This is a genomic window from Halomonas sp. JB37 (genome assembly GCF_002332255.1).
Taxonomy (GTDB): domain Bacteria; phylum Pseudomonadota; class Gammaproteobacteria; order Pseudomonadales; family Halomonadaceae; genus Vreelandella; species Vreelandella casei.
Map to the genome: position 1 here is coordinate 645,782 of NZ_NRGW01000001.1, position 22,215 is coordinate 667,996.

The 22,215-nt window shown below is 54.8% G+C and carries 23 protein-coding genes; 3 read left to right on the forward strand and 20 right to left on the reverse strand.

The features are described from left to right. Positions 1 to 146: 146 nt before the first annotated feature. Positions 147 to 923, reverse strand: coding sequence for a ferredoxin--NADP reductase (locus tag CIK78_RS03185; protein WP_096277144.1), 777 nt, complete (start codon positions 921 to 923; stop codon positions 147 to 149). 166 nt (positions 924 to 1,089) lie between these two features. On the opposite strand from CIK78_RS03185, the gene CIK78_RS03190 reads away from it, so the two are divergent. After that, positions 1,090 to 2,016 (forward strand): LysR family transcriptional regulator, encoded by a 927-nt coding sequence (locus tag CIK78_RS03190; RefSeq protein ID WP_096277146.1) that lies wholly within the window; start codon positions 1,090 to 1,092, stop codon positions 2,014 to 2,016. Between the two features lie 28 nt (positions 2,017 to 2,044). Here the strand turns inward: CIK78_RS03190 and CIK78_RS03195 are convergent, their stop codons facing one another. The 5 genes from CIK78_RS03195 to phnD form a co-directional block, all read right to left on the reverse strand. Continuing rightward, on the reverse strand, positions 2,045 to 2,473 hold the full coding sequence (locus tag CIK78_RS03195) for a host attachment protein (RefSeq protein WP_096277148.1): 429 nt from the start codon (positions 2,471 to 2,473) through the stop codon (positions 2,045 to 2,047). 80 nt (positions 2,474 to 2,553) lie between these two features. Next, positions 2,554 to 3,363, reverse strand: coding sequence for a phosphonate ABC transporter, permease protein PhnE (phnE, locus tag CIK78_RS03200; protein ID WP_096277150.1), 810 nt, complete (start codon positions 3,361 to 3,363; stop codon positions 2,554 to 2,556). Continuing rightward, positions 3,357 to 4,169, reverse strand: coding sequence for a phosphonate ABC transporter, permease protein PhnE (gene phnE, locus CIK78_RS03205; RefSeq protein WP_096277151.1), 813 nt, complete (start codon positions 4,167 to 4,169; stop codon positions 3,357 to 3,359). The genes phnE (CIK78_RS03200) and phnE (CIK78_RS03205) overlap by 7 nt, the downstream gene beginning before the upstream one ends. After that, positions 4,156 to 4,953 (reverse strand): phosphonate ABC transporter ATP-binding protein, encoded by a 798-nt coding sequence (gene phnC / locus CIK78_RS03210; RefSeq protein WP_096277153.1) that lies wholly within the window; start codon positions 4,951 to 4,953, stop codon positions 4,156 to 4,158. The genes phnE (CIK78_RS03205) and phnC overlap by 14 nt, the downstream gene beginning before the upstream one ends. 57 nt (positions 4,954 to 5,010) lie before the next feature. Beyond that, on the reverse strand, positions 5,011 to 6,003 hold the full coding sequence (gene phnD, locus CIK78_RS03215; protein ID WP_096277155.1) for a phosphate/phosphite/phosphonate ABC transporter substrate-binding protein: 993 nt from the start codon (positions 6,001 to 6,003) through the stop codon (positions 5,011 to 5,013). 242 nt (positions 6,004 to 6,245) lie between these two features. Between phnD and CIK78_RS03220 the strand changes: the two genes are divergently transcribed. After that, positions 6,246 to 6,845, forward strand: coding sequence for a histidine phosphatase family protein (locus CIK78_RS03220; RefSeq protein ID WP_096277157.1), 600 nt, complete (start codon positions 6,246 to 6,248; stop codon positions 6,843 to 6,845). Between the two features lie 42 nt (positions 6,846 to 6,887). On the opposite strand, the gene CIK78_RS03225 is transcribed toward CIK78_RS03220, so the two are convergent. From CIK78_RS03225 to hemE, 6 genes are all read right to left on the reverse strand, one after another. Next, a complete protein-coding gene (locus CIK78_RS03225; protein WP_273543214.1) occupies positions 6,888 to 7,649 on the reverse strand; it encodes an amino acid ABC transporter ATP-binding protein in 762 nt (253 codons plus the stop codon). A gap of 71 nt (positions 7,650 to 7,720) precedes the next feature. Continuing rightward, on the reverse strand, positions 7,721 to 8,821 hold the full coding sequence (locus tag CIK78_RS03230) for an amino acid ABC transporter permease (RefSeq protein ID WP_096277159.1): 1,101 nt from the start codon (positions 8,819 to 8,821) through the stop codon (positions 7,721 to 7,723). A 15-nt stretch (positions 8,822 to 8,836) separates the two neighbouring features. Further along, on the reverse strand, positions 8,837 to 10,027 hold the full coding sequence (locus tag CIK78_RS03235; protein WP_096277161.1) for an amino acid ABC transporter permease: 1,191 nt from the start codon (positions 10,025 to 10,027) through the stop codon (positions 8,837 to 8,839). A gap of 98 nt (positions 10,028 to 10,125) precedes the next feature. Then, entirely contained in the window at positions 10,126 to 11,151 is a 1,026-nt protein-coding gene (locus tag CIK78_RS03240; protein ID WP_096277163.1) for an amino acid ABC transporter substrate-binding protein, read from the reverse strand. Positions 11,152 to 11,394: 243 nt separating this feature from the next. Further along, positions 11,395 to 12,261 (reverse strand): polyamine aminopropyltransferase, encoded by an 867-nt coding sequence (gene speE / locus CIK78_RS03245; RefSeq protein WP_096277165.1) that lies wholly within the window; start codon positions 12,259 to 12,261, stop codon positions 11,395 to 11,397. Next, the gene (hemE, locus tag CIK78_RS03250) at positions 12,261 to 13,373 is read right to left on the reverse strand and encodes a uroporphyrinogen decarboxylase (RefSeq protein ID WP_096277167.1); all 1,113 of its coding nucleotides are present in this window, start codon (positions 13,371 to 13,373) and stop codon (positions 12,261 to 12,263) included. Before hemE ends, speE begins: the two co-directional genes overlap by 1 nt. Positions 13,374 to 13,612: 239 nt before the next feature. Here hemE and ribA point away from each other — a divergent pair, with 239 nt between their 5' ends. Continuing rightward, positions 13,613 to 14,248, forward strand: coding sequence for a GTP cyclohydrolase II (ribA, locus tag CIK78_RS03255; RefSeq protein WP_096277168.1), 636 nt, complete (start codon positions 13,613 to 13,615; stop codon positions 14,246 to 14,248). Positions 14,249 to 14,306: 58 nt separating this feature from the next. On the opposite strand, the gene mnhG is transcribed toward ribA, so the two are convergent. The 8 genes from mnhG to djlA all read right to left on the reverse strand — a co-directional run bounded on the left by mnhG (position 14,307) and on the right by djlA (position 22,066). Next, complete coding sequence (gene mnhG / locus CIK78_RS03260; RefSeq protein WP_096277170.1) at positions 14,307 to 14,684, reverse strand: monovalent cation/H(+) antiporter subunit G; 378 nt, start codon at positions 14,682 to 14,684, stop codon at positions 14,307 to 14,309. Continuing rightward, positions 14,681 to 14,959 carry a K+/H+ antiporter subunit F gene (locus CIK78_RS03265; RefSeq protein WP_096277172.1) on the reverse strand — a complete coding sequence of 93 codons (279 nt, stop codon included), beginning with the start codon at positions 14,957 to 14,959 and terminating at the stop codon, positions 14,681 to 14,683. The genes mnhG and CIK78_RS03265 overlap by 4 nt, the downstream gene beginning before the upstream one ends. Positions 14,960 to 14,971: 12 nt before the next feature. Further along, a complete protein-coding gene (locus CIK78_RS03270) occupies positions 14,972 to 15,475 on the reverse strand; it encodes a Na+/H+ antiporter subunit E (protein ID WP_255249084.1) in 504 nt (167 codons plus the stop codon). Next, complete coding sequence (locus CIK78_RS03275) at positions 15,472 to 17,085, reverse strand: monovalent cation/H+ antiporter subunit D (RefSeq protein WP_096277174.1); 1,614 nt, start codon at positions 17,083 to 17,085, stop codon at positions 15,472 to 15,474. The genes CIK78_RS03270 and CIK78_RS03275 overlap by 4 nt, the downstream gene beginning before the upstream one ends. Beyond that, positions 17,082 to 17,426, reverse strand: coding sequence for a Na+/H+ antiporter subunit C (locus CIK78_RS03280; protein ID WP_096277176.1), 345 nt, complete (start codon positions 17,424 to 17,426; stop codon positions 17,082 to 17,084). The genes CIK78_RS03275 and CIK78_RS03280 overlap by 4 nt, the downstream gene beginning before the upstream one ends. Further along, positions 17,426 to 20,341 (reverse strand): monovalent cation/H+ antiporter subunit A, encoded by a 2,916-nt coding sequence (locus CIK78_RS03285; protein ID WP_096277179.1) that lies wholly within the window; start codon positions 20,339 to 20,341, stop codon positions 17,426 to 17,428. Before CIK78_RS03285 ends, CIK78_RS03280 begins: the two co-directional genes overlap by 1 nt. Positions 20,342 to 20,612: 271 nt before the next feature. Continuing rightward, complete coding sequence (locus CIK78_RS03290) at positions 20,613 to 21,230, reverse strand: glutathione S-transferase family protein (protein WP_096277181.1); 618 nt, start codon at positions 21,228 to 21,230, stop codon at positions 20,613 to 20,615. Positions 21,231 to 21,301: 71 nt separating this feature from the next. After that, positions 21,302 to 22,066 (reverse strand): co-chaperone DjlA, encoded by a 765-nt coding sequence (djlA, locus tag CIK78_RS03295; protein ID WP_096277183.1) that lies wholly within the window; start codon positions 22,064 to 22,066, stop codon positions 21,302 to 21,304. Between the last annotated feature and the right edge of the window lie 149 nt (positions 22,067 to 22,215).

The following is a 22,215-nucleotide window of genomic DNA, read 5'->3' on the forward strand; positions in this document are numbered from 1 at the left end:
TGAGTAGCACTTTGTAAATCGTGAGTGATAAGCAGCACAAAGCCCCTGTGGAGCATCTCCATCAGGGGCTTTGTCGTAATGCTGATGAGCTAGTAGTGATGACGTAAAGAATTATTTCTATTCACTATTTAGCACTTTCCAACATATTACTTTTCAACAAAGGCACGCTCGATCACGTAGTCGCCGGGTTCGCCCATGCGCGGCGAAATATTCAGCCCCAGCTCATCAAGTAAGGCGCTGGTGTCGTCTAACATCGCAGGACTGCCGCAGATCATCGCGCGGTCTTGGCGCGGATCAATGGGCGGAAGGCCGGTATCTTCAAACAGCTTGCCCGAACGGATGTGGTCGGTCAGGCGCCCCATAGTGTGAAACTCTTCACGGGTGACGGTGGGGTAGTAAACCAGCTTTTTAGCAATATCCTCGCCCAGATACTCGTGGGCCGGTAGCTCTTTGGTGATGAAGTCGGCATAGGCTAATTCAGAGACTTCACGCACGCCGTGGATCAGCACCACTTTTTCATAGCGCTCGTAAACCTCAGGGTCTTGAATCAGGCTCATAAAGGGCGCGAGACCCGTACCGGTAGAAAGCATATACAGATTGCGGCCCGGCAACAGATCGTCGCAGACCAGCGTGCCAGTGGGCTTGCGGCTAACCATAATCTGGTCGCCCACTTGTAAGTGCTGCAAGCGTGACGTTAACGGGCCATCGGGCACCTTGATGCTGAAGAACTCTAGGTGGTCTTCATAGTTGGGGCTGGCAATCGAGTAAGCACGCATTAACGGCTTGCCGTTGACTTCCAGACCGATCATTACAAACTGACCCGTTTTGAAGCGAAGGCTGCGCTCACGCGTGGTGCGAAAACTAAATAGCGTGTCGTTCCAGTGGTGAACGCTGAGGACTTCTTCTAGGGCAAACTTGCTCATGCGAATCTCCATTAGCCGGTGCGGTGACTAAACTGCCGCAGCGTTATTCTTAAAAAGAATAAAAATGATTAAATATGTTGCCGGTAATTCTAAGTGAACAGTGATATATCTGTTAAGCAAATTATATTGATAACTCTTATCTGTAAAATAGATATAGGTCGGATTTATGCACTACACCCTGCGTCAATTGGAAGTATTTGTGGCGGTAGCTCAGCATGAAAGCGTTTCCCAGGCGGCGCGGGCGCTTGTGATGTCGCAGTCAGCGACCAGTACATCGCTGGCTGAGCTGGAGCGCCAGTTTGACTGCCAACTGCTGGACCGAGTGGGTAAGCGCTTAAAGCTTAACGCGCTGGGGTTTCAGCTATTGCCCAAGGCCGTCGCGTTGCTAGACCGCGGAGAAGAGATAGAAGAGCTGCTACGCGGGCAGCAGGGTGTGGGGTCGCTGGATGTGGGGGCCACGCTGACGATAGGTAACTATTTGGCCACTCTTTTAATCAGTGACTTTATGCAGCGCCATCCCGGCAGCCGCGTGCGCCTGGCGGTGCGCAATACCCGCCATATTATCGAAGGCGTGCGCCAGCACTCGCTGGATTTAGGGCTGATTGAGGGGCAGTGCGACGATGACATGATCATTAGCCAGCCGTGGGTAGAAGACGAGCTGTGTGTCTTTTGCTCGCCGCGCCACCCGCTGGCAGGCCTGGAGCATCTTGAGCTTGAGCAGCTGTTGCGTGAGGACTGGATCATGCGCGAAGAGGGCTCCGGCACGCGTATGACGCTTGAGCACGCCGCCCGCCATCGGCGCAGCCGGTTCAATACCCTGCTGGAACTTGAACATACTGAGGGTATTAAGCGTGCCGTGGAGTCGGGTTTAGGCATTGGCTGCGTTTCGCGACTGGCGCTGCGCGATGCCTTTAGGCGCGGCAGCTTAGTACCGCTGCCCACGCCGGAGTTGGATCTAAAGCGCCAATTCACGTTTATCTGGCACCGGCATAAATATCTCACGACGGGCGTACGCGAGTTTCTACGCCTCTGCCGTGAGATGACGGCCGGCGCCAAACGCAGCGACGATATCTCGCTGCCGCCGATTCCTTAATCGTTTAAATGATTGCTTAACTGTTCGCTTAGCGTAAATCGCTGACGGCAGCCTGGATATCTTCAAGTGACGCTTTACTAAGATCTTTCGAGAGTGAGTGAATGACCAATTTCTGAGTGGGGCCATCGATTTTGTCGCGTAGCAGGCCTAAGAATTTGGGCGGTGCCACCAAGATGAGCTTCTCCATGCTGTTATCCACACGGGCGTTATAAAGGCGGTTGGCAACCTCTTTCGCAAAGAGCTCGTTTTCGTGCTTGGAGGCCGAGCCTTCTTCTCCAGCTGAGCGTGACGTGGTGGAGGTAGAGTCGTGCACATCGCCTCGCCGATCGGTGACCAGATCTCCTTCGTGCAGCCGTCCTTGTGCGTGAACCAGGCTTTCGTGCTCCTCCAGCGTCAGCGCATCACGCGTAAAGATACGCGCGCGAGCGGCGTCGGCTACCACAATATAGGTTGTCATCACTGTGCATCCTCCTGGTCATTGATGGTGCTTTAACCATGGCAAGCGTTTGACGATAGGTCAAACGCTTGCACAATCTTCTACAGCACCTTGCTACGTAGAAGGCTGGTAATGGCCTCACCAATCAGCACCAACACGATGATCGCAATCAATATCGTCGCCACGGTTGGCCAAGCGAAAGTATCAATAGCGCCCTGCAAAATAACCCCGATGCCACCCGCACCAACAAGCCCCAACACCGTCGATTCACGGATGTTGATGTCCCAGCGCAGTATCACAATGGCAAAAAAGGCGGGCATGACTTGCGGCACAATCGCATAGGCAATCACCTTGGCTTTGGACGCGCCGGTGGCTTCCATCGCTTCAACCGGCTTGCGGTCGATCTCCTCAATGGCTTCGCCCATCAACTTGCCGATAAAACCGATAGAGCGAAACACGATGGCGAGAATGCCCGCTAACACGCCGGGGCCAAAAATGGCCACAAACAGCAGCGCCCAGATGATGGTATTCACCGAGCGGCTGGAGACGAGTATGAAACGCCCCAACCATAGGCACGCACGGTTTGGCGTGGTGTTTTGAGCGGCAATGAAAGCCACCGGTAGCGCTAAAAAAATAGTTAGGAAAGTGGCCAGCGTCGCGATATGCACGGTCTCGATCAGCGCTGCGATAATACTGTTGAAACCCGCTGCACTGGGTGGCCACATGCGCGCGCCCAGGTTGGAGATTTGATTCGGTGCGTCCCATACCCAGGGCCAGAAAATATCAATATCGCGCACGGCCCACACCACCAGCATGACGGTGGCGAGCAGTACGGCGTAGCGAGTAAGGCGCTGTTTGCGGTCATAGCGTTGCCAAATGCGATCGGCAAGCTGCTGTGCGTGATCTACCATATTTTTTTCCTTACCCAGCCGCTGACACCTTCACTGAGCAAAATGACCGCGATGATAATGAGCAAAATCGCAAAGGCGAAATCGTAGTCGTAGCGTCCAAAGGCATTCATTAGCGTGCCCCCAATGCCACCAGCACCGACAATCCCTACGACCGCAGAGGCGCGCAAGTTGCTGTCGAGTTGATACATCGAAAGGCCCACTTGGCGCGGCAGAATCTGTGGGAATACCGCATAGAACAGAATGGCGACATAGCCTGCCCCGGCGGCCTTCATGGCTTCCACTTGGCCCCAGTTAATCTCTTCGATTTCCTCAGCGAGCAGTTTGCCTACAAAGCCAATCGAGTAGAGGGTAAGCGTGAGAATACCTGCCAGCGGGCCAAAACCAACGGCGGCCACAAAGAGGATCGCCACAATCACCGGATGAAAGCTGCGCGATATAATAATCACCGCTCTTCCAATGATATAAATAGGCATCGGAGCGATATTGCGTGCGGCCATCACCGCAAAGGGAATCGACAGAAAAACCCCTAGCAGGGTGGCCAAAATAGCGATTTGAAAGCTCTCCTTAAACCCTGTAATGAGGAGACCATAGCGCTCAAGATTAGGAGGGAAGCCGCCGCTAAATATGCGCGCAGCGCGGGGTAAGCCTTCAGAAATACGCGCCCAGTTGAATGGCAGCGAGCCAAAGGCCCACACCAAGTACACCGCTGCGACAATGATTAGCCCGTAGCGCAGCAGAGGGTTAGCGATAAACGGTGGCTTTTTCCACATTCGGGGTGTCGCTGGATGAGCGTCAGGCGGAGTCATGGGAGCGCTCCTCGACGGGCGTATCCGTGATGGCATCGTCTGGCGCTTCAATGCCCCCGTAGATGGCATCTAAGGCGTCTTTATTGAAGTCCGCGGGCAGGCCATCAAAAATCATTTTGCCGTGGCGTAAACCGACAATCCGTTCGGTGTAGGTTTTTGCCTGAGCGACGTTGTGGATATTAATCAACACTGGCAGTGAGAGCTCGCTGGCCAGACTTTGCAGCAAGATCATAATCTGCTCAGACGTGCGCGGATCCAATGAGGCCGTGGGCTCATCGGCCAGCAGGACTTCAGGCTCTTGCATCAGCGCACGTACCACGCCGACACGCTGGCGCTCGCCACCAGAAAGCTCATCAGCGCGCTTATTGGCGTAATGGGCAATACCGACGCGCTCCATCAGCACAAACGCGCGTTCAATGTCTTCCTGCGGGTAGCGACGTGAAATCGCCTGGTAGAGATTGACGTAGCCTAGCCGGCCGGCCAGCACGTTTTCCATCACGGTTAAGCGATCTAACAGGTTAAAGCCTTGGAACACCATGCCAATCTTGCGCCGAGCGCGACGTAAATCGCCGCCTTTCAAATTCACAAGCTCAGTGCCGTTGAGTTTGATAGAGCCGGAGGTCGGCTCGACCAGACGGTTGATACATCTCAGCATGGTGCTTTTGCCTGCACCTGAGGCGCCTACAATAGAAACAACGCTGTTTCCTTCTACCTTTAGGTCAAGCCCTTTAAGTACGGCTTCATCGTGGCCATAACGTTTGACCAGATTGGTAATTTCCAGCATGTGTTCGCTTCCATCGTCGAGAAAATAACCGCACCGCCAGTAGCGGTGCGTTACGTTTTACTCTTCCAGGTTTTCGGGCGTATAGCTCACGTTATTAGCTGCCTGGATGGTGCGAATCACCTGCCAGTTATCTTTGTAGTTGATAGGAATAAACTTCTCGACGCCTTCGAACTCTTCGCCAAGCTCGGTGCCAGCAAAGTCAAAGGTGAAAAAGGCTTCTTCTATTTTTTCGACTAAAGCGGGATCTAAGTTATAAGCGTAGTTATAGGAGGTGGTGGGGAAGCGGTCAGACTCGTAGATCAAGCGCACGTCGTCGGCATCGTATAGGCCTCGTGCGGCCATCCGATCAACCACTTCAGAGGCGACGGGGGCGGCATCATAATCTTTCGCCACAACGCCAAGCATCGACTGATCGTGACTGCCTGAATAGACCACTTCGTAGTCTTCATCCGGGGTAATGCCAAGCTCAGGCAGCAGTGCGCGGGGCGCTAAGTTGCCCGAGTTGGACGTTGGCGATGTGTGGGCGACGCGCTTGCCTTTTAAATCTGCCAGCTCGTGAATATCGGAGTCCACGTGCGTAAACAGCTGTAACGTGTAGCCAAACTGCCCGTCATCTGACCCCATCAGCGCGAAGGGAACGGCACCCGCTAGGTTAACTGCAAAAGGCGTGGGGCCGGTGGAAAAGCCGGCGATATGTAGCCGGCCGCTGCGCATAGCCTCTACCTGGGCAGCGTTAGACTGCACCGCGAAAAAGCGTACGTCGCGCTCGGTGACCTTTGCTAGATGATCAATGAACGGCTGCCAGATATCGGTATAGATCGCGGGATCTTCGACCGGCGTGTAGGCAAAAATCAGCGTATCTGGGTTGGCCCATTCCGCCTCATCAGCGGGTAGGTCGGCGACCATATCACCATTTTCATCACAATAAATGGCGTCTAAATCACCACGCTCACATTCCGCATAGGCGTGGGTAGACAGCAGGGCTAGCGGAAGCAGGGATGCCGCTGTCAGCATTGCAAGCGGGCGCTTGCAGAAAAGCGAAGTTGCCATAGTAAGCCTCGTTTGTGCGTTGTTTTTGTGTCTTGCTGTTTTATTAAAGCCTTGCTGCTTTTTACTGCTTGATGCGTCTTTGAATGCAGCGTGTCTTTGAAAACTGAGTAGTTATTTCGCTTTGTAATCTTCGTGGTTTTCACTTGAGACGACGCAAACTACGTTTCGTAAGTGGACATTTTGCACGAAGAATGGTTATTTCCGAAAACAGACACCTTCAATTTAGGGTTTAAGACGAACTTATGTCAAATACTTTACAGTCACTCTCAGACCATTGGCGTAACCGCTATTTATTAATGCGTCACGGTCATAGCCAGGCGAATCAGCAAGGGCTGATCATTAGTTCGCCTGAGCGCGGGGTCGCCGATTTTGGCCTTTCCGAACATGGCGAGCAGCAGCTTGCCCAGGTGGTGGTCGACTGGCAGTGGCCTAGGCCCACGCGCGTTATTCATTCTGATTTCCTACGCACTACCCAGACCGCTGCTCGCGTGGCCGCTGCGTTTGGACTAGCCCTCAGCGTGGATACGCGTTTAAGAGAACGCCATTTCGGTGAGTTAGACGGGCAGGGGGATGAGCATTATCCCCGCGTATGGGCATTAGATGCTCAGGATGCCGAGCATCAACAGCACCAGATTGAAGCCGTTAGCAGCGTTGCCGAGCGTATGCAGGCGGTGATCCGTGAGTGGGAGCAAAAGGTCAGCGGAGAAACGATCTTGCTGGTTAGCCACGGTGATCCGTTGCAAATCCTATTGACCGCACTAGCTGAAAAGCCACTGAGCCAGCATCGCCAGCAAACGCCGTTGATGCCAGCCAGTATTACGCCGCTAGGCGCGCATAAGTGAGCGAAATATAGGCGTCAAAAAGCATGCATATTCGCCAATTGGCTAGTGGCCCAGAATCTGGCTTAAGAACAGCTGGGTCCGCTCTGACTGGGGGTTGTTGAAAAAGGGTTCAGGCGCGTTCTCTTCTATAATTTGCCCTTGGTCCATAAAGATCACCCGGTCAGCCACTTTTTTGGCGAAGCCCATTTCGTGAGTAACACAGATCATGGTCATACCTTCTTCCGCAAGCTCGACCATAACGTCGAGTACTTCCTTGATCATCTCAGGGTCAAGTGCAGAGGTAGGCTCGTCAAACAGCATCACGTCGGGATGCATACACAGCGAGCGGGCAATCGCCACACGCTGCTGCTGGCCGCCTGAAAGCTGTCCCGGATACTTAGTGGCCTGCTCGGCAATGCGCACCCGCTCTAGGTACTCCATCGCCAGTGCTTCGGCCTCTTTGCGCGGCTTCTTTTGTACCCACATCGGTGCGATACAGCAGTTTTCCAGTACCGTTAGATGTGGGAACAAATTGAAGTGCTGGAATACCATGCCGACACTGCGGCGAATCTGCTCGATGCGTTTCACATCCTGGGTAAGCGGTATGCCGCCCACCACGATTTCACCCTTTTGATGCTCTTCAAGATGGTTGATGCAGCGAATTAACGTTGATTTTCCTGAGCCCGAAGGGCCGCATACCACGATACGCTCGCCGCGTTTTACTTCCAGATAGATATCACGCAGTACGTGGAAATCGCCGTACCACTTGTTGACGTTGCGCATCTCGACCATCAGGTCAGAAGCGTTGGTGGCTGCTTGTGTCATGTTGTCATCCTGCTCAAAATCGGGTGTTAAAACAGATGCTAAAACGGATGTTAAAAAAGTGGGAAGCGGCGTTAGCGCTGATGGCCGGTATTGAGCTTGCGCTCTAAGTACTGGCTATAGCGCGACATGCTGAAACAGAAAATCCAGAACACGAATGCGGCAAAGACATAGCCTTCAAGCGAGAAGCCCAGCCAGTTCGAGTCGGAAAGCGCCGCTTGCACGATGCCCAGCAGGTCAAACAACCCGATGATCATGACCAAAGTGGTGTCTTTAAACAGTGAGATAAACGTATTAACGATGCCGGGGATCATCATTTTTAACGCCTGAGGCATGACGATCAGGCCCATACGTTTCCAATAGGTCATACCTAACGCCGCTGCGGCCTCGTCCTGGCCTTTGGGGATGGCCTGTAGGCCGCCGCGAATAACTTCCGCCATATAGGCACTCTGGAACAGCGTTAAGCCGATCAGGGCACGCACAAGGCGATCCACGCTAATTTCTGAAGGTAGGAACAGGGGCAGCATCACCGAGGCCATAAACAAAATGGTGATGAGCGGAACACCGCGCCAAAACTCGATAAAAATCACGCAGAACGTTTTGACGATAGGCATGTTCGAGCGTCGCCCGAGCGCTAATACAATGCCAATAGGCAGTGCCCCTACCATGCCGACGGTGGCCAATAGCAGCGTCAGCATCAGACCGCCCCAGCGATGCGTTGAAACACGCGGCAGGTCAAAGTAGCCGCCGTGTAGAAGCACGTAGGCGATCACCGGGAATACCAGCAGAGCCAATAGCGCCACCCAACGTTTAAACGGCAGGCGTGGAATGACCATCCAGGCAATAATGGCCGCAAACATGGCAAACACAATATTGGGCCGCCAGTACTCGCTGCTGGGGTATAGGCCGTACATGAACTGTGAAAAACGCGCGTTAATGAATACCCAGCAAGCGCCTGCTCGAGAGCAGTCTTCGCGGCTGGAACCCACCCAGTCAGCATCAATAAAGGCCCATTGAATCGTGGGGACGACCAATAGATACAGCACATACAGCCCCAAGAGCGTGAAGATGCTATTGACGGGCCCATTGAACAGGTTGCCGCGCAGCCAGGCGATCGGGCCAATCGTGCCTTTAGGCGCCGGACGCTGAGGGATGGTGTCTTTGTTGTGAATCATGGTGTCGCCTCCGGCCTAGCGTTCAACCAGCGCAACGCGAGCGTTGAACCAGTTCATGAACATGGACACCAGCAAGCTGATGACAAGATAAACCGCCATGGTCATGGCAATAACTTCGATTGCCTGACCGGTCTGATTGAGCGTAGTGCCGGCAAACACCGACACTAGGTCGGGATAGCCGATGGCGGTGGCCAGTGAGGAGTTCTTAATCAGGTTGAGATATTGGCTAGTGAGCGGCGGAATGATGACGCGCATGGCCTGTGGAATGACCACCAGACGTAATACCAATTTGCGCGGCAAGCTCAGTGCCTGTGCCGCTTCCGTCTGTCCATGGGGAATAGCTTGAATACCTGAGCGCACAATTTCAGCGATAAACGATGCGGTATAGATAGACAGTGCCAGCCACAGCGCCAGGAATTCGGGAATGATGGTAATGCCGCCTCGGAAATTAAAGCCGCGCAGTTCAGGCATTTCCCAGGTGACCGGTACGCCGGTGGCGATTAGCACCAGCAACGGCAGGCCAAAAATGATCACCAGCGATATCAAACCGGCGGGCAGGCGTTTGCCGGTGGCTTCATGACGGCGCCTGTTCCAAATAATCAGTGCGATGCTGGCAATGATCGCGACTACAAACGTAGCGGGAATCAGCCCAAAACCGGATTCAAACAGCGGCTGGGGTAGATAAAGCCCGCGAACATTCAGAAAGAACGCTTCACCAAAGGCCATGCTATCTCGGGCGCCGGGCAGCGTGCGCAGTACCGCGAAATACCAGAAAAAGATCTGCAGCAGCACGGGAATGTTTCGAAACGTTTCGATATAGGCGTTGGCTAAACGTGCGATCAGCCAGTTGGGTGACAATCGCGCTATGCCGACGGTAAAGCCAATAATGGACGCGGCGATGACGCCCAGCCCGCCGACCAGCAGCGTATTGATCAAGCCAACCACGAAGGTGCGGCCGTAGGAGCTTTGCGAGGAGTAATCGATCAGGCTTTGAACAATGCCGAAGCCCGCCGTGTTACTCAAAAATCCAAAGCCGGTGGTAATGCCCCGAGCATTTAAGTTGGCTTGGGTATTGTGGATGATGTAGGCCAGAAAAGCCGCGACAACGGCGACCAAAATGATTTGGAAAATAAGCGCGCGCTTCGCGCGATCTCGCCAAAACGGCGGCTTGTGGCCGACGGGGCGAATGTTGGGTCTTACCGACATGGATGGCGTCTCCGCTACACGGAAGGTCAATCAGATGGCCCGCCCATTCCTTGAAATGGAGATTGGAAAAGTCGGCGGGCCAGGGTCAAGCGAGACGCTTAGCGAATCGGAGGAGCGTACTGGAAGCCACCGGCGTTCCAAAGAGCGTTCACACCGCGCTCAATTTCAAGCGGAGAGCCCATGCCTACGTTACGTTCAAAGCTTTCAGCGTAGTTACCGACCTGGCTGATAATGTTGTAAGCCCAGTCAGCCTCTAAGCCCATGCCTTCGCCATAGTTACCGTCTTGGCCGAGCAGGCGAGCCACGTCCGGATTTTCAGAGTTGAGCATTTCCTCAGCATTTTCGCTGGTCACGCCGTATTCTTCGGCGTTAATCATCGCGAACAGCGACCACTTAACGATGTTAAACCACGTGTCATCGCCTTGACGCACGACGGGGCCAAGCGGCTCTTTAGAAATAATCTCAGGCAGAATGACCGCACCTTCGGGGTCATCAAGCTGGATACGCAGCGCTGCTAACTGAGAGGTGTCGGAGGTCAATACATCGCAGCGCCCGGCCTGGAAGCCGCCAACGGTTTGCTCAGAGGTATCGAAAACGATGGGGTCAAATTCCATATCGTTGGCGCGGAAGTAATCGGCTACGTTCAACTCGGTAGTGGTGCCCGTTTGGATGCAGATAGCCGCGCCATCAAGTTCCATTGCACCGTTAATGCCAAGGTCGCGGCTAACCATGAAGCCGATACCGTCGTAGAAGTTAACCCCTGCGAAATTTAGGCCCAGGGTGGTATCCCGAGTAGTGGTCCAGGTGGTGTTGCGCGAAAGGACATCCACTTCGCCCGACTGAAGAGCGGTAAAGCGCTCAACGGCGTTAAGGGAGATATAGTTCACTGCGTCAGCATCGCCGAGAACCGCTGCGGCGACTGCGCGGCATACATCAACGTCCAGGCCTTGCCAGTTACCGTCGCCATCCGGTGCTGAAAAGCCAGGCAGGCCGTCACTCACGCCACACTGAACGGCCCCGCGCTCGATGGTATCTTCTAAGACGTCTGCTTGAGCCGTTGCTATTCCCGCTAACGTCATTGAGCCAGCAGACGCTAGTAGCACGAGGTGTTTTTTGTTCAACATGTAGTTCCCCTTGAATCAATTAGAATCCTGAATTCCCAGAATCACGCATGCCGGAGCATGTAACTAAACCTAGCAAGTAAGATGCCAACAAGGGTACAGGGGCTAATTCAGCGCTTTTCAACGCTAATCAACGAATTCGAGACGAACGTCTAGGTGCAAAAAATGAGACTGCCCATTTGCTCTTGCACCTTTCTAGGGCAGAACAAGATGGGCAGTGGTAAAACGAAGGGCTAAAGGCGTTATTTACTCGGCCGCGAATGCCTTGCGCATAAACGGCGGTAGCACGAGCGCGCCACGGTGGGCATCAACGCTGTAATACTCCAGCGGCAGGTCGTGACTTGCGGCATCCTGTTCACGGAACGCATTAACGTCGATCAATTTACCGGCCAGCGTCACGCTCCACCAGCCTGAGGGATACACCGGCTGCGGGAAGGGCAGCGTAGCAACGCTATCAAATCCGGCTTCTTGCATATCGTGGCGCAGTTCGCGAATGATCGACCCGCTGTGATAAAGCGGCGACTCGCTCTGTTGCACCATTACGCCGCCACTTTTCAAAATGCGGTGACAGCGCTTTAGGAAGTCAGTTTTAAACAGCCCTTCGGCGGGGCCAACCGGGTCGGTGGAGTCGATAATTAACACGTCGATGCTCTCATCCGGTGCATCGTCGACCCACTTCACGCCATCGGCGAACAGCAGCTCGGCCCGCGGGTCGTTATTCGACGCCACCAGCGATGGGAAGAAGCGTTGTGATGCTTTGGTAACCTCTTCATCGATATCGATCTGGGTGACCTTTTCAACGCCAGGGTGGCGCAGCACTTCTTTTAAGGTGCCGCAGTCGCCACCGCCAATAATCACTACACGCTTAGGATCTTGATGGGTAAACAGCGCCGGGTGCGCAATCATCTCGTGATAAAGAAAATTATCGCGATCCGTCAGCATCACGCAGCCATCCAGCACCATTAAGTTGCCGTAGGTCTCGGTGGCGTAGACTTCCAAGTGTTGGTACGGGCTCTGTACATCCAGCAGCTTTTCAGAAATCTTCAGTGAGAAAGCGCTGCCGTGGCTATCAAAGACTTCGGTAAACCACTGGTCGTCGCGTAATTCGCTCATCAATTGGCTCCTGGGTGCGTGAGGCTGGATGGGGTCGAAATGTCCTGGTGATACTGCGGACTTAGCTCGTGCAGCGCCTCCATGAAGGCGGTGACGTTGTCCGGATGCGTAAATTGGCTGATGCCGTGGCCCAGGTTAAACACGTGGCCAGGGCCATGGCCGTAGCTTTCAAGCACGCGAGCAACCTCTGTGCGAATTGCCGAGGGGCGGGCAAACAGCACGTTGGGGTCCAGGTTGCCTTGTAGCGCGACTTTATGACCAACGCGAGCGCGAGCATCGGAAAGCTCGGTGGACCAGTCGATACCCAGCGCATCGGCACCGGCATCGGCGATGTGCTCCAGCCATTGGCCGCCGTTTTTGGTGAACAGAATCACCGGCACGCGGCGTCCGTCGTGTTCGCGGATCAGCCCCGCCACGATCTGCTTCATATAGCGCAGCGAAAACTCAAGGTAGGCAGGTGTTGAAAGCGCGCCACCCCAGGTATCAAAAATCTGCACCGCCTGGGCACCCGCACGAATCTGCGCATTCAGATAGTCGGTCACCGACTGCGCCAGCGTATCCAGCAGCTGGTGCAGAGTGTCTGGCGTGTCATAGAGCATGGTTTTCAAGTGGCGGAAATCTTTGCTAGAGCTGCCTTCCACCATGTAAGTCGCCAGTGTCCAGGGGCTGCCAGAGAACCCGATCAGCGGCATGCGCCCGTTCAGCTCGTGGCGAATAGTCGACACCGCGCGCATCACGTAATCTAGGTCGCGCTCGGCATCGGGCACGCTCAGCGCGTCAACGTCTGCCTGCGTGCGTACCGTTTTACGAAATTTAGGGCCTTCGCCAGTTTCAAAGTACAGGCCAAGCCCCATCGCATCCGGAATGGTTAAAATATCCGAAAACAGGATAGCCGCATCCAATGGATAGCGTTCCAGCGGCTGGAGCGTTACTTCGCAGGCCAGGTCTTGATTGCGGCACAGGTCCATAAAACTGCCTGCATCGGCCCGCCTGGCGCGATATTCTGGCAGATAGCGGCCAGCCTGACGCATCATCCATACTGGCGTGCGATCCACGGGCTGACGCGCCAGCGCGCGAAGAAAACGATCATTTTTCAACGGTGTAGTCGTCATAAACACTTGCTCTTAAGAAATTTGCCCGCATTGTATGGGGGTAATTGTACTTGAAGTTGTACGTGAAGATAGGCGCGAGAGCGGCTTACCGCGTGGCAAAATCGTCGCACCCAGCCAATTTTTCTCCGCTATTTAGCCGTCTAACCACCGTGAGGCGGGCGCCGCTTCCTGATAGAATACCTGCCTACTTTGCCAACACTGGTGTGGTTAACTGGTTTGGTTAATCAACGAGGTAACCTGTGACCATTCGCTTCATTGCCGCTTCCCGACTGCCCACGCCCTGGGCCACTTTTACTATGCATGGCTTCGAAGATGAGGCTACTGGCAAAGATCATATCGCGCTAACGCTGGGTGACGTGACCGGCGATGAGCCGGTACTTGGGCGCGTGCACTCTGAGTGTTTGACCGGCGATGCGCTGTTCTCAATGCGCTGCGACTGTGGCTATCAGTTGCAGGAGGCGCTCAAACGTATCGCTGAAGAGGGCCGCGGTGTACTGTTTTATCTGCGCCAAGAAGGACGCGGCATTGGGCTTTTAAACAAAATTCGTGCTTACAACCTGCAAGACCAAGGTGCTGACACGGTAGAAGCCAACGAGCAGCTCGGCTTTGGTGCCGATATGCGCCGATACGATCTTTGCGTGCCCATGCTCAATCACTTAGGTATTACATCGCTACGCCTAATGACTAACAATCCGCGCAAGGTGGAAGCGCTCACCCGCGACGGTGTCAACGTAGTAGAGCGCCTGCCTATCACGACCGGCCTAAACCCCCATAACGAACACTATCTTTCGACCAAAGCTGGCAAGCTTGGTCACATGATGGCTCTGGATGATTTTACCCGCGCCAGCGATGTGGATATTGAGCGTAAAGGCTAGGTGAGCGGGCGGTGTCAGGCTAAAAGAAGGGGCGCCATTGCTATGGCGTTAGCCCTTCTTATTCATCCGGTGAGAAGGGATACACTTCGTTTGATTCTGTCTTACCGTCGCGTTGACGCGCCCGAAGGTCACGATAGACCGCAGTGCGCATAAGCAGCATGGCCACGACAGGTGCTGTGAGCAAAATGAACGCGGTGATGAGTAGCTCGTGAATCACTAAGCGCGACTGCAGCGCGGTAAAGAACAGCATTGATGCGATTAAAATGCAGCCAGCGCCTAGGGTGACCGTGATCGCCGGGCCATGGATACGCTGAAAAAAGTGCGGCAAACGCACCAGGCCTATCGCGCCAATTAGTACTACTAGGCTGCCCAACACCAGCAGCAGAGTGACGGGCAGGCTGACCCATAAGGGTAGGTTGTCAAAGTCAGGGCTCATTCGATCACCTCGCCGCGCATTAAGAATTTCGTGAGTGCCACCGTCGAGACAAACCCCGTCAATGCAATGAGCATGGCCGCTTCAAAATAAATCAGATTACCAAAACGCAGGCCTAGCGCTAACGCGAGCAGCATTGCGCACATCCATAGCGTGTCCAGTGCGAGCACTCGGTCTTGCGCGGTGGGGCCAAGCAGCAGGCGCACGACGCACAGCAGCATCGCCAGAAGGATACACACCAGTGTGAAGTTGATGGCTAACGATAAAAGGGCCGTCATTGGCGCGCGCTCCTATACATTGTCGAAGATCTCAATCAACGGTTTCTCGTAGCGTGTCTTGATGGTGTCGACCCACCATTGGGCGTCGTGAAGATCAAACACATGCAGCACCAAATCATGGGTGTCGGGTAAAATTTCTACCCACACCGTACCCGGCGTAGAGTTAATCAGGCACGACAGCAGCGCTAAGCCGTGAGAATGCTTCAAGTCCAGGGGCACTTTAATAAACTGTGAATTAAGCCCTTGAGGCTTGGCAAAGAGAATGATCCGGCTCACGTTGAAGCAGGAGCGAATAATCTCTATTAGCGATAGCGTCAACAGGCGCGCCATCACTAGCGGCTTTCTAAACGGTACCGGCGTCATCGGGCGCAGCGGCTTGGTCATTAAGGGCGCGGCAATCGCAAGCAGCGTGCCAAGCAGTATCTGGGCGGGCGCTACGCTCTGGTTGAGCATTAACCACATAGCCAGCAGGGCAGCGGACAGCATCGGCGAGGGTAGCCAGCGGTGCAGACTCATGTGCGTTCTCCCAACGGCTCTTGGGTGATCACCGGGGCCGATTCAATGCGCTCAATATACAGGCCCGGTTGATGAAGCGGCTCAGCGCTACGCTCCAGATAGGCCACGGTAGGCCCCGCCTGGGCGGTTAGCAGCACGCAGAGCAGCAGCAGTGCGGTGATGGGTGCCACCTCCGAGCGCTGTAGGTGCGGTGCCGTGGTGTGTTTAGTGGCCCAAAAGGTGCGCACGCCAAAGCGCATCAGCGAAATAATGCCCGCCAAACCTGACAGCACTATCAGCGTCAGCAGCAGCCAGGTCACCATGCTGGTCGACATTCCTTGTGGATTGAGCAAGGTATGCATCAAGCCAAATTTCGCCACAAAGCCCGATAGCGGCGGTAGGCCGGTGATCACCAGCGCGCATCCGGCGAAGGCGAGCCCTAAAAACGCCAGCGCGCCTGGAATCGGCACACCCACCGGCTCGTCAGGCTTATCATCAACGGCAAAGGCTTCCATGGTCAGCGCTAGCATCGCCGCGCCGGGTGTTCTGATCCGCTCAACCAGCTCAATTAGCAGCAGGAACGCCGCGACGGCGAGCGTTGAGCTAATCATATAAAACAGCGCAATGTTGATGAGTTCGGGCTGCCCGTAGCCTACCGCCGCTAACAGCGTGCCGGACGAGATGACCGCAGCATAGCCTGCCATACGGCCTGGCTCTTGGCTGGCCAGTAATCCAATGGTACCGAATGCCAGTGTCGCGAGCCCGCCCCATAGCAATAAATCGAAGCCAAAGCCTGCTGCCGGCCCATCCGAGAACAGCAGCAGCCACAGCCGCAGCAGCACGTACACGCCAATCTTAGTCATCAGTACCATCATCGCGGCCACCGGCGGCGATGCGGCTGAATAGGTGGTGGGTAGCCAGAACCCCAGCGGCCACATAGCGCTTTTGGTCAAAAAGGCGAGCGCTAGAATAACAACGCCAATTTTCAGCAGCACTAGGTCTTCGGCGGCTAACAGATCTAAACGCGCGGCGAGGTCGGTCATGTTTAAGGTGCCGGTCGTTGCGTAAATCAGCGCCACGCCTATTAAGAAGAAGAACGATGCCAGCAAATTGACCACGATATATTGCATGCCGGCACGGATGCGACGGGTGTTGTAGCCGTGCAGCACTAACCCGTAGGAAGCTGCCAGCATGACCTCAAAAAACACGAATAGGTTGAACAGGTCATTGGTCAGAAAAGCGCCATTAATGCCCATTAATAAGAATTGAAACAGCGAGTGAAAGTGAACGCCGATACGGCTCCAGCGCGACATCGAAAACACTAACGAGGCGATTGCCAGCACTGACGTCAGCAGCATCATCACTGCGGTAAGCCGGTCAACCAGCAGCACAATCCCGAAGGGCGCCGCCCAGTTAGCTGAGAGATAAACGCCAATGCCGTTGGGCCAGTATTCACGGTCAGACAGGTAAAGCAGCACCAGTGAAATCACTAGCAAAGAGACGGTGCTGACAATATTGATAAAAAACTTACGCTCATGGCGTCGCTCGTTAATCAAGATCAGCAGTGCGCCGCATAGCAAGGGTACTAATACCGGGGCAAGGATGAGGTGTTGAACCCACGGTAGGCTCATTTATCCATCTCCTTACCATCGACATGGTCCGTGCCGGTTAAACCGCGTGCGCCGATCATCACCACTAGATAGAGGGCGGTGGTTGCAAAGCCGATGACAATCGCCGTTAACACCAGCGCCTGCGGCAGCGGGTCAGCGTACAGCGAAGGGTCAATTGCGCCTTCACCCAGCGTCAGCGGTGCTTGGTTGATCGACAGCCGGCCCATAATGAAAATAAACAGGTTCACCGCATAGGAAATGAGCAGCAGACCGGTAATGACCTGGAAAGAGCGTGGACGCAGGATCAGCCAGACGCCAGCGCCAAACATAATGCCAATGGCAATCGCTATGACGGCTTCCATCAGTTGGCCTCCTTGTTGATAACGGGGGCGATGTTACTAATGGGCAGACGATGGCTACGAACTGATTGGTGAGCCAAAGCCACGAGAATCAAGATTGTTGACCCGACCACTACGCCAAAGACGCCCAAATCGAAAATAAAGGCGCTGGGTAGGTGAATCTCGCCTAGTATCGGCAGCGTCATATGGGCAGTGTGCGTGGTTAAAAAAGGGTAGCCGAACAGCCAGGCGCCCAGTCCCGTTGCGCAGGCGATGATTAATCCAAACGCAATCCAGCGGTGTGGCTGTAAGCGCAGATGTTTTTCTACCCAGGTCGTGCCGCCCAGCATGTACTGAACAATAATCGCGACGGCAAACGTAAGCCCCGCAACGAAACCGCCGCCGGGAAGATTATGGCCACGAATAAAGAAGTAAGCAGCAATGACCACCATGATCGGAAGCAGCATGCGCAGGTAAACGGCGGGCACCATTAAATAGCCGCTTTCCACTTGCTGTACGGGCGTTTGGCCGGCGGCGGGGTCAACATTATTGGTTTGTTGCGCCGGAATTGGCAGGCTTTCCGGCGCAGGGCGAAAGCGCCGCAGCAGGGCGTATACCGTCAGCGCTACCACAGCGAGGACGGCGATTTCGCCTAACGTATCGAAGTTACGGAAATCCACCAGCAGCACGTTAACCACATTGCTGCCGCCGCCTTCACTCAACGCGCGCGTCATGAAGAAATCAGAAATGCTGCCCACGGGTGCCGAGCGCACCAAGACCGCATAGCTGACAATACTCATGCACAGGCCCGCGACCACGGCGACCACCATATCCCGCGAGCGTCTAAACCACGAAAGGCGCGTGGCTCGCATGTTGAGCTCTTTGGGGGTAATCCGCGCAGGCAGCCAGCGAAGGCCAAGCAGAATCAGTACCGTCGTGACGGTTTCGACCATAAGCTGGGTCAGGGCGAGATCGGGCGCCGATAGCCAGAGGAAGGTAATGCTGACCACGATACCGACACCGCCCACTAAACTGAGCGCTGCTAAGCGGTGGTATTTAGCTTGCCAGGCGGCTGCCACGGCACAAATGGCGCCAATTACCCACAGGCCGGCGAACAGCGGGGAAAACTCGCCGTTGTCTGAAAAGGTAAGCAATGAAACAGGCCTAACGATCAGCAGCGGCACAGCTAAGAGCAGCGTAATCATGAGCAGCAGCTGCGGCTGTACGCGCCGCGTACTCAATAGCTTTTCAAGCAGCGAGGCGCTGGAGGAAATCCTCAGCATGGTGCTTTCATAGGCTTGTTTGCCATTAAAACGATAGAGGAAAGGCACGCGGTTGGATTGGATCAAGCCGTGACGTGTGCGTAGCCAGATGTAAAGCAGTACGCCCCCGCCCAACGCCATCACACTCATTAGCAGCGGTAAATTAAAACCGTGCCAAACGGCAAGGCTATAGCCGGGCGTTTGCTCGCCGAGGACTGAGATGACCGCCGTGTTGAGGAATGGCCCCACGCTCAAGCCAGGAATCACCCCCACTATCAGGCAGCAGAGTACCAGTAGCTCTACCGGGAAGCGCATCCAGCGCGGAGGCTCGTGCGGTGCACGCGGCAGGTCAGTCGCCAGCGGGCCAAAGAATACGTTGATAAATCGCAGCGAGTAGGCAACGCTGAAAATGCCCATTAACACGGCCGCAGCGGACATGCTCCAGTTGCGGGCCGATCCCACTGCCAACGCCTCGGCGAAAAACATTTCTTTAGAAAGAAAGCCGTTAAGCAGCGGCACACCGGCCATGGCCGCACTTGCAACAATTGCCAAGGTGGCGGTATACGGCAGCACCTTAAAGAGCCCGCGCAAATGGCGCATATCTCGGGTGCCGCTCTCATGGTCGATAATACCCGCCGCCATAAACAGCGATGCTTTGAACGTAGCGTGATTAAGCGTGTGGAACAGCGCAGCGACCATCGCCAGCGGCGTGCCAATGCCCAGCAATAAGGTAATGAGCCCCAGGTGGCTGATCGTTGAGTAAGCCAGCAGGCCTTTAAGGTCGTGCTGGAAAATGGCGGTAAAGGCACCAATGAGTAGCGTGCAGAGCCCTGCGCCACCAATGATTAATGTCCACTCGGGCGTTCCTGAAAGAGACGGCCATAGGCGCATCAATAAAAACACGCCGGCTTTCACCATCGTCGCCGAATGCAAAAAAGCCGAGACGGGTGTCGGCGCTGCCATGGCGTGAGGCAGCCAAAAATGGAACGGGAACTGCGCGCTTTTTGTCAGCGCCCCTAATGCGATTAAAATCAGCGTGGGTAAGTACCAAGGGTGCGCACGAATCAGATCCCCTGATGCCAGCACCACATCTAATGAATAGCTGCCAACGATATGACCAAGCATCAGTACGCCGACCAGCAAGCAAAGCCCACCGGTGGCCGTCACGGTAAACGCCATGCGTGCACCGCGCCGTGCATCTGCACGGTGATGCCAGTAGCCAATGAGTAAGAAGGAGGTCAGGCTGGTCAGCTCCCAAAACACAACCAGCTGGATAAGATTACCCGATAGCACCACGCCAAGCATGGAGGCCATAAAGGCTAATAAGAAAGAGAAAAAGCGCGGTACGGGGTCATTGGCAGACATATAATAACGCGCGTAAATGACCACCAGTACGCCGATGCCTAAAATCAGCATCGAGAACATCCATGCCAGGCCATCCATACGAAGTATGAAATTCAGCCCGTAATCGGGCATCCACTCAAGCTGATAGCGGACGACGTCACCAGTGCCTAATTCTCCAGTGCCTATCTGAGTATAGAGATAGGCGGTGATGAGTAACCCTACAAAGGCAATGCCACCGGCTAGCCATGCTTCACGGTTACGCGCATTGGTTGGCATGAGCGCGGCTATTATGCTGCCAACTACTGGCATTAGGATGAGTAACAGTAGCAGCATAGGGCTCCATAAAAGGTAGTTAATCGTAGGGCGGGAGGGCTACATCGAGGGCAGTAATGCACCAAAGTGGGTGAATGTGATATCGACTTTAGTGTTGAATTTACGTGATCACGCAATGATGCACAAGCTTAAATGTGCGGTTTTACGCACACATTTTAAGGGGAGAAAACGATCGCAGCGCGCGTGAATTGGCTGTTTTATGGAGCTGAGTTGCCCCCATAAGCCACCTGTTTTTTCAGCGGTCACCTCGCCAGAAAGGCAGGTAAGAACGTTAAGCCGCGTCTTCTTCGCGGGCTATAGCACGCGCCATAGCCGGGCGCTGAATATGGCGTTCGCGATAGGCTATTAGCGTGTCAGGTAAGCGGTGTTTCATGCTGATCGCCCACGATAGGGTGTGGGTTAAAAACAGATCAGCGAGTGTGAACGACTCACCGACCAAGTTTTCTTGGCCGTGATAACGACGCTCTAAAGCGGCCAGCGCACGCTGAAACTCCCAGGCGCACACCGGTAGAATCGCGGGGACACGCTTATCATTGGGCAGGGCAAACTTGTGCTTGGCTTGATTCCAAAGAGGCTGCTCAATTTCCGTCACGATAAAGCTGAGCCACTGGTCGACCTGAGCGCGAGCAGCCGGATCATTAGGCAGCAGCGTGCCGTTGCTATACGTTTCCGCCAAATAACGGCAAATCGGCGCAGATTCAAATAAGTGGACGTCTCCATCCTCAAGTGCAGGCACCTTCCCATCAGGGTGGCGCGCCAAATGCTCGGCCGTTTGGCCCTCACCTTTATCAAGCGCTATGTGTTGGCATTGATACTCAACGCCTAGCTCTTCAAGGGCCCACGACACACGTAAAGAGCGCGATTTTGGAAAACTGTATAGCGTGATCATGGTGAACTCCTGGCGACAACAGTGATAGCGTAAATCTAGCGGACGTGAATAGCGCTGTCGACGGCCTGCTTCTATGCGCTATCGCGGGACGCGCGAATCCGCTCATAGGCGTTGCCAATTTCGCTAGTGCGCGCCTGTGCAACGTCGCGCATGCTTTCTGGCAAGCCTTTGCCCGCGAGTTTGTCGGGGTGGTTTTGGCTCATTAAGCGACGATAAGCTTTTTTGATCTCCGCATCGCTGGCGTCTTCAGAAACGCCCAGAACTCGGTAAGCATCTTTAAGCGCTTCTTCGCTGGCGCCTTGCGAGTTCGCGGCGGCACCGTGCAGCATCGCTTCGATCTGCTGAACTTCGGCTTCGCTACAGCCCACTCCGCGAGCAACGCGCAGAATCATTTCATGCTCGGCAGGATGCAGAACGCCGTCGGCTGAGATAGCGGTGAGCTGAACCTGGATAAAAACCTGACGCAAAACAGGCTGACGCAGAGTCAGGCGATTAACCGCGGCCAGCTCAGCGTCCAAGTTGAAGTCAGCGGCGCGGCCCCGTTCGAAAGCGGCACGCGCCTTGGCGCGCTGCTCGCCTTGCAGCCGCATCTGATCAAAGAGCTTTTCGGCAACGCCCAGCTCGCCTTCGGTGACTTTTCCGTCGGCTTGGCACAGGCAGCCCATGACAGAAAAAATTGACTCCAAAAAGCCTTCTTGAATGCGCACGCGGGCGCCGTTTAAGCGGCGGCTGAGACGCTGCCCCGCCCACCAACCCAGACCGCCGCCAACCAGCAGTCCAACCGGTCCGCCAAACGCCAGACCGATTAGGCTGAAAATGATAATAAGTAATAGCATAGCAATCTCAAAGTAGTTGAAAGATAAGGGCTTAAGGCATTTTGGTGCGGCGAGCGCTCTGCTTGCCGCGCTGCTTGCTTAGTGCCGGTCAGTGACGGCGCTCATCGCTAATGGCGGCACTGCGCGTTCACTACTTGACCAGGCGGCGC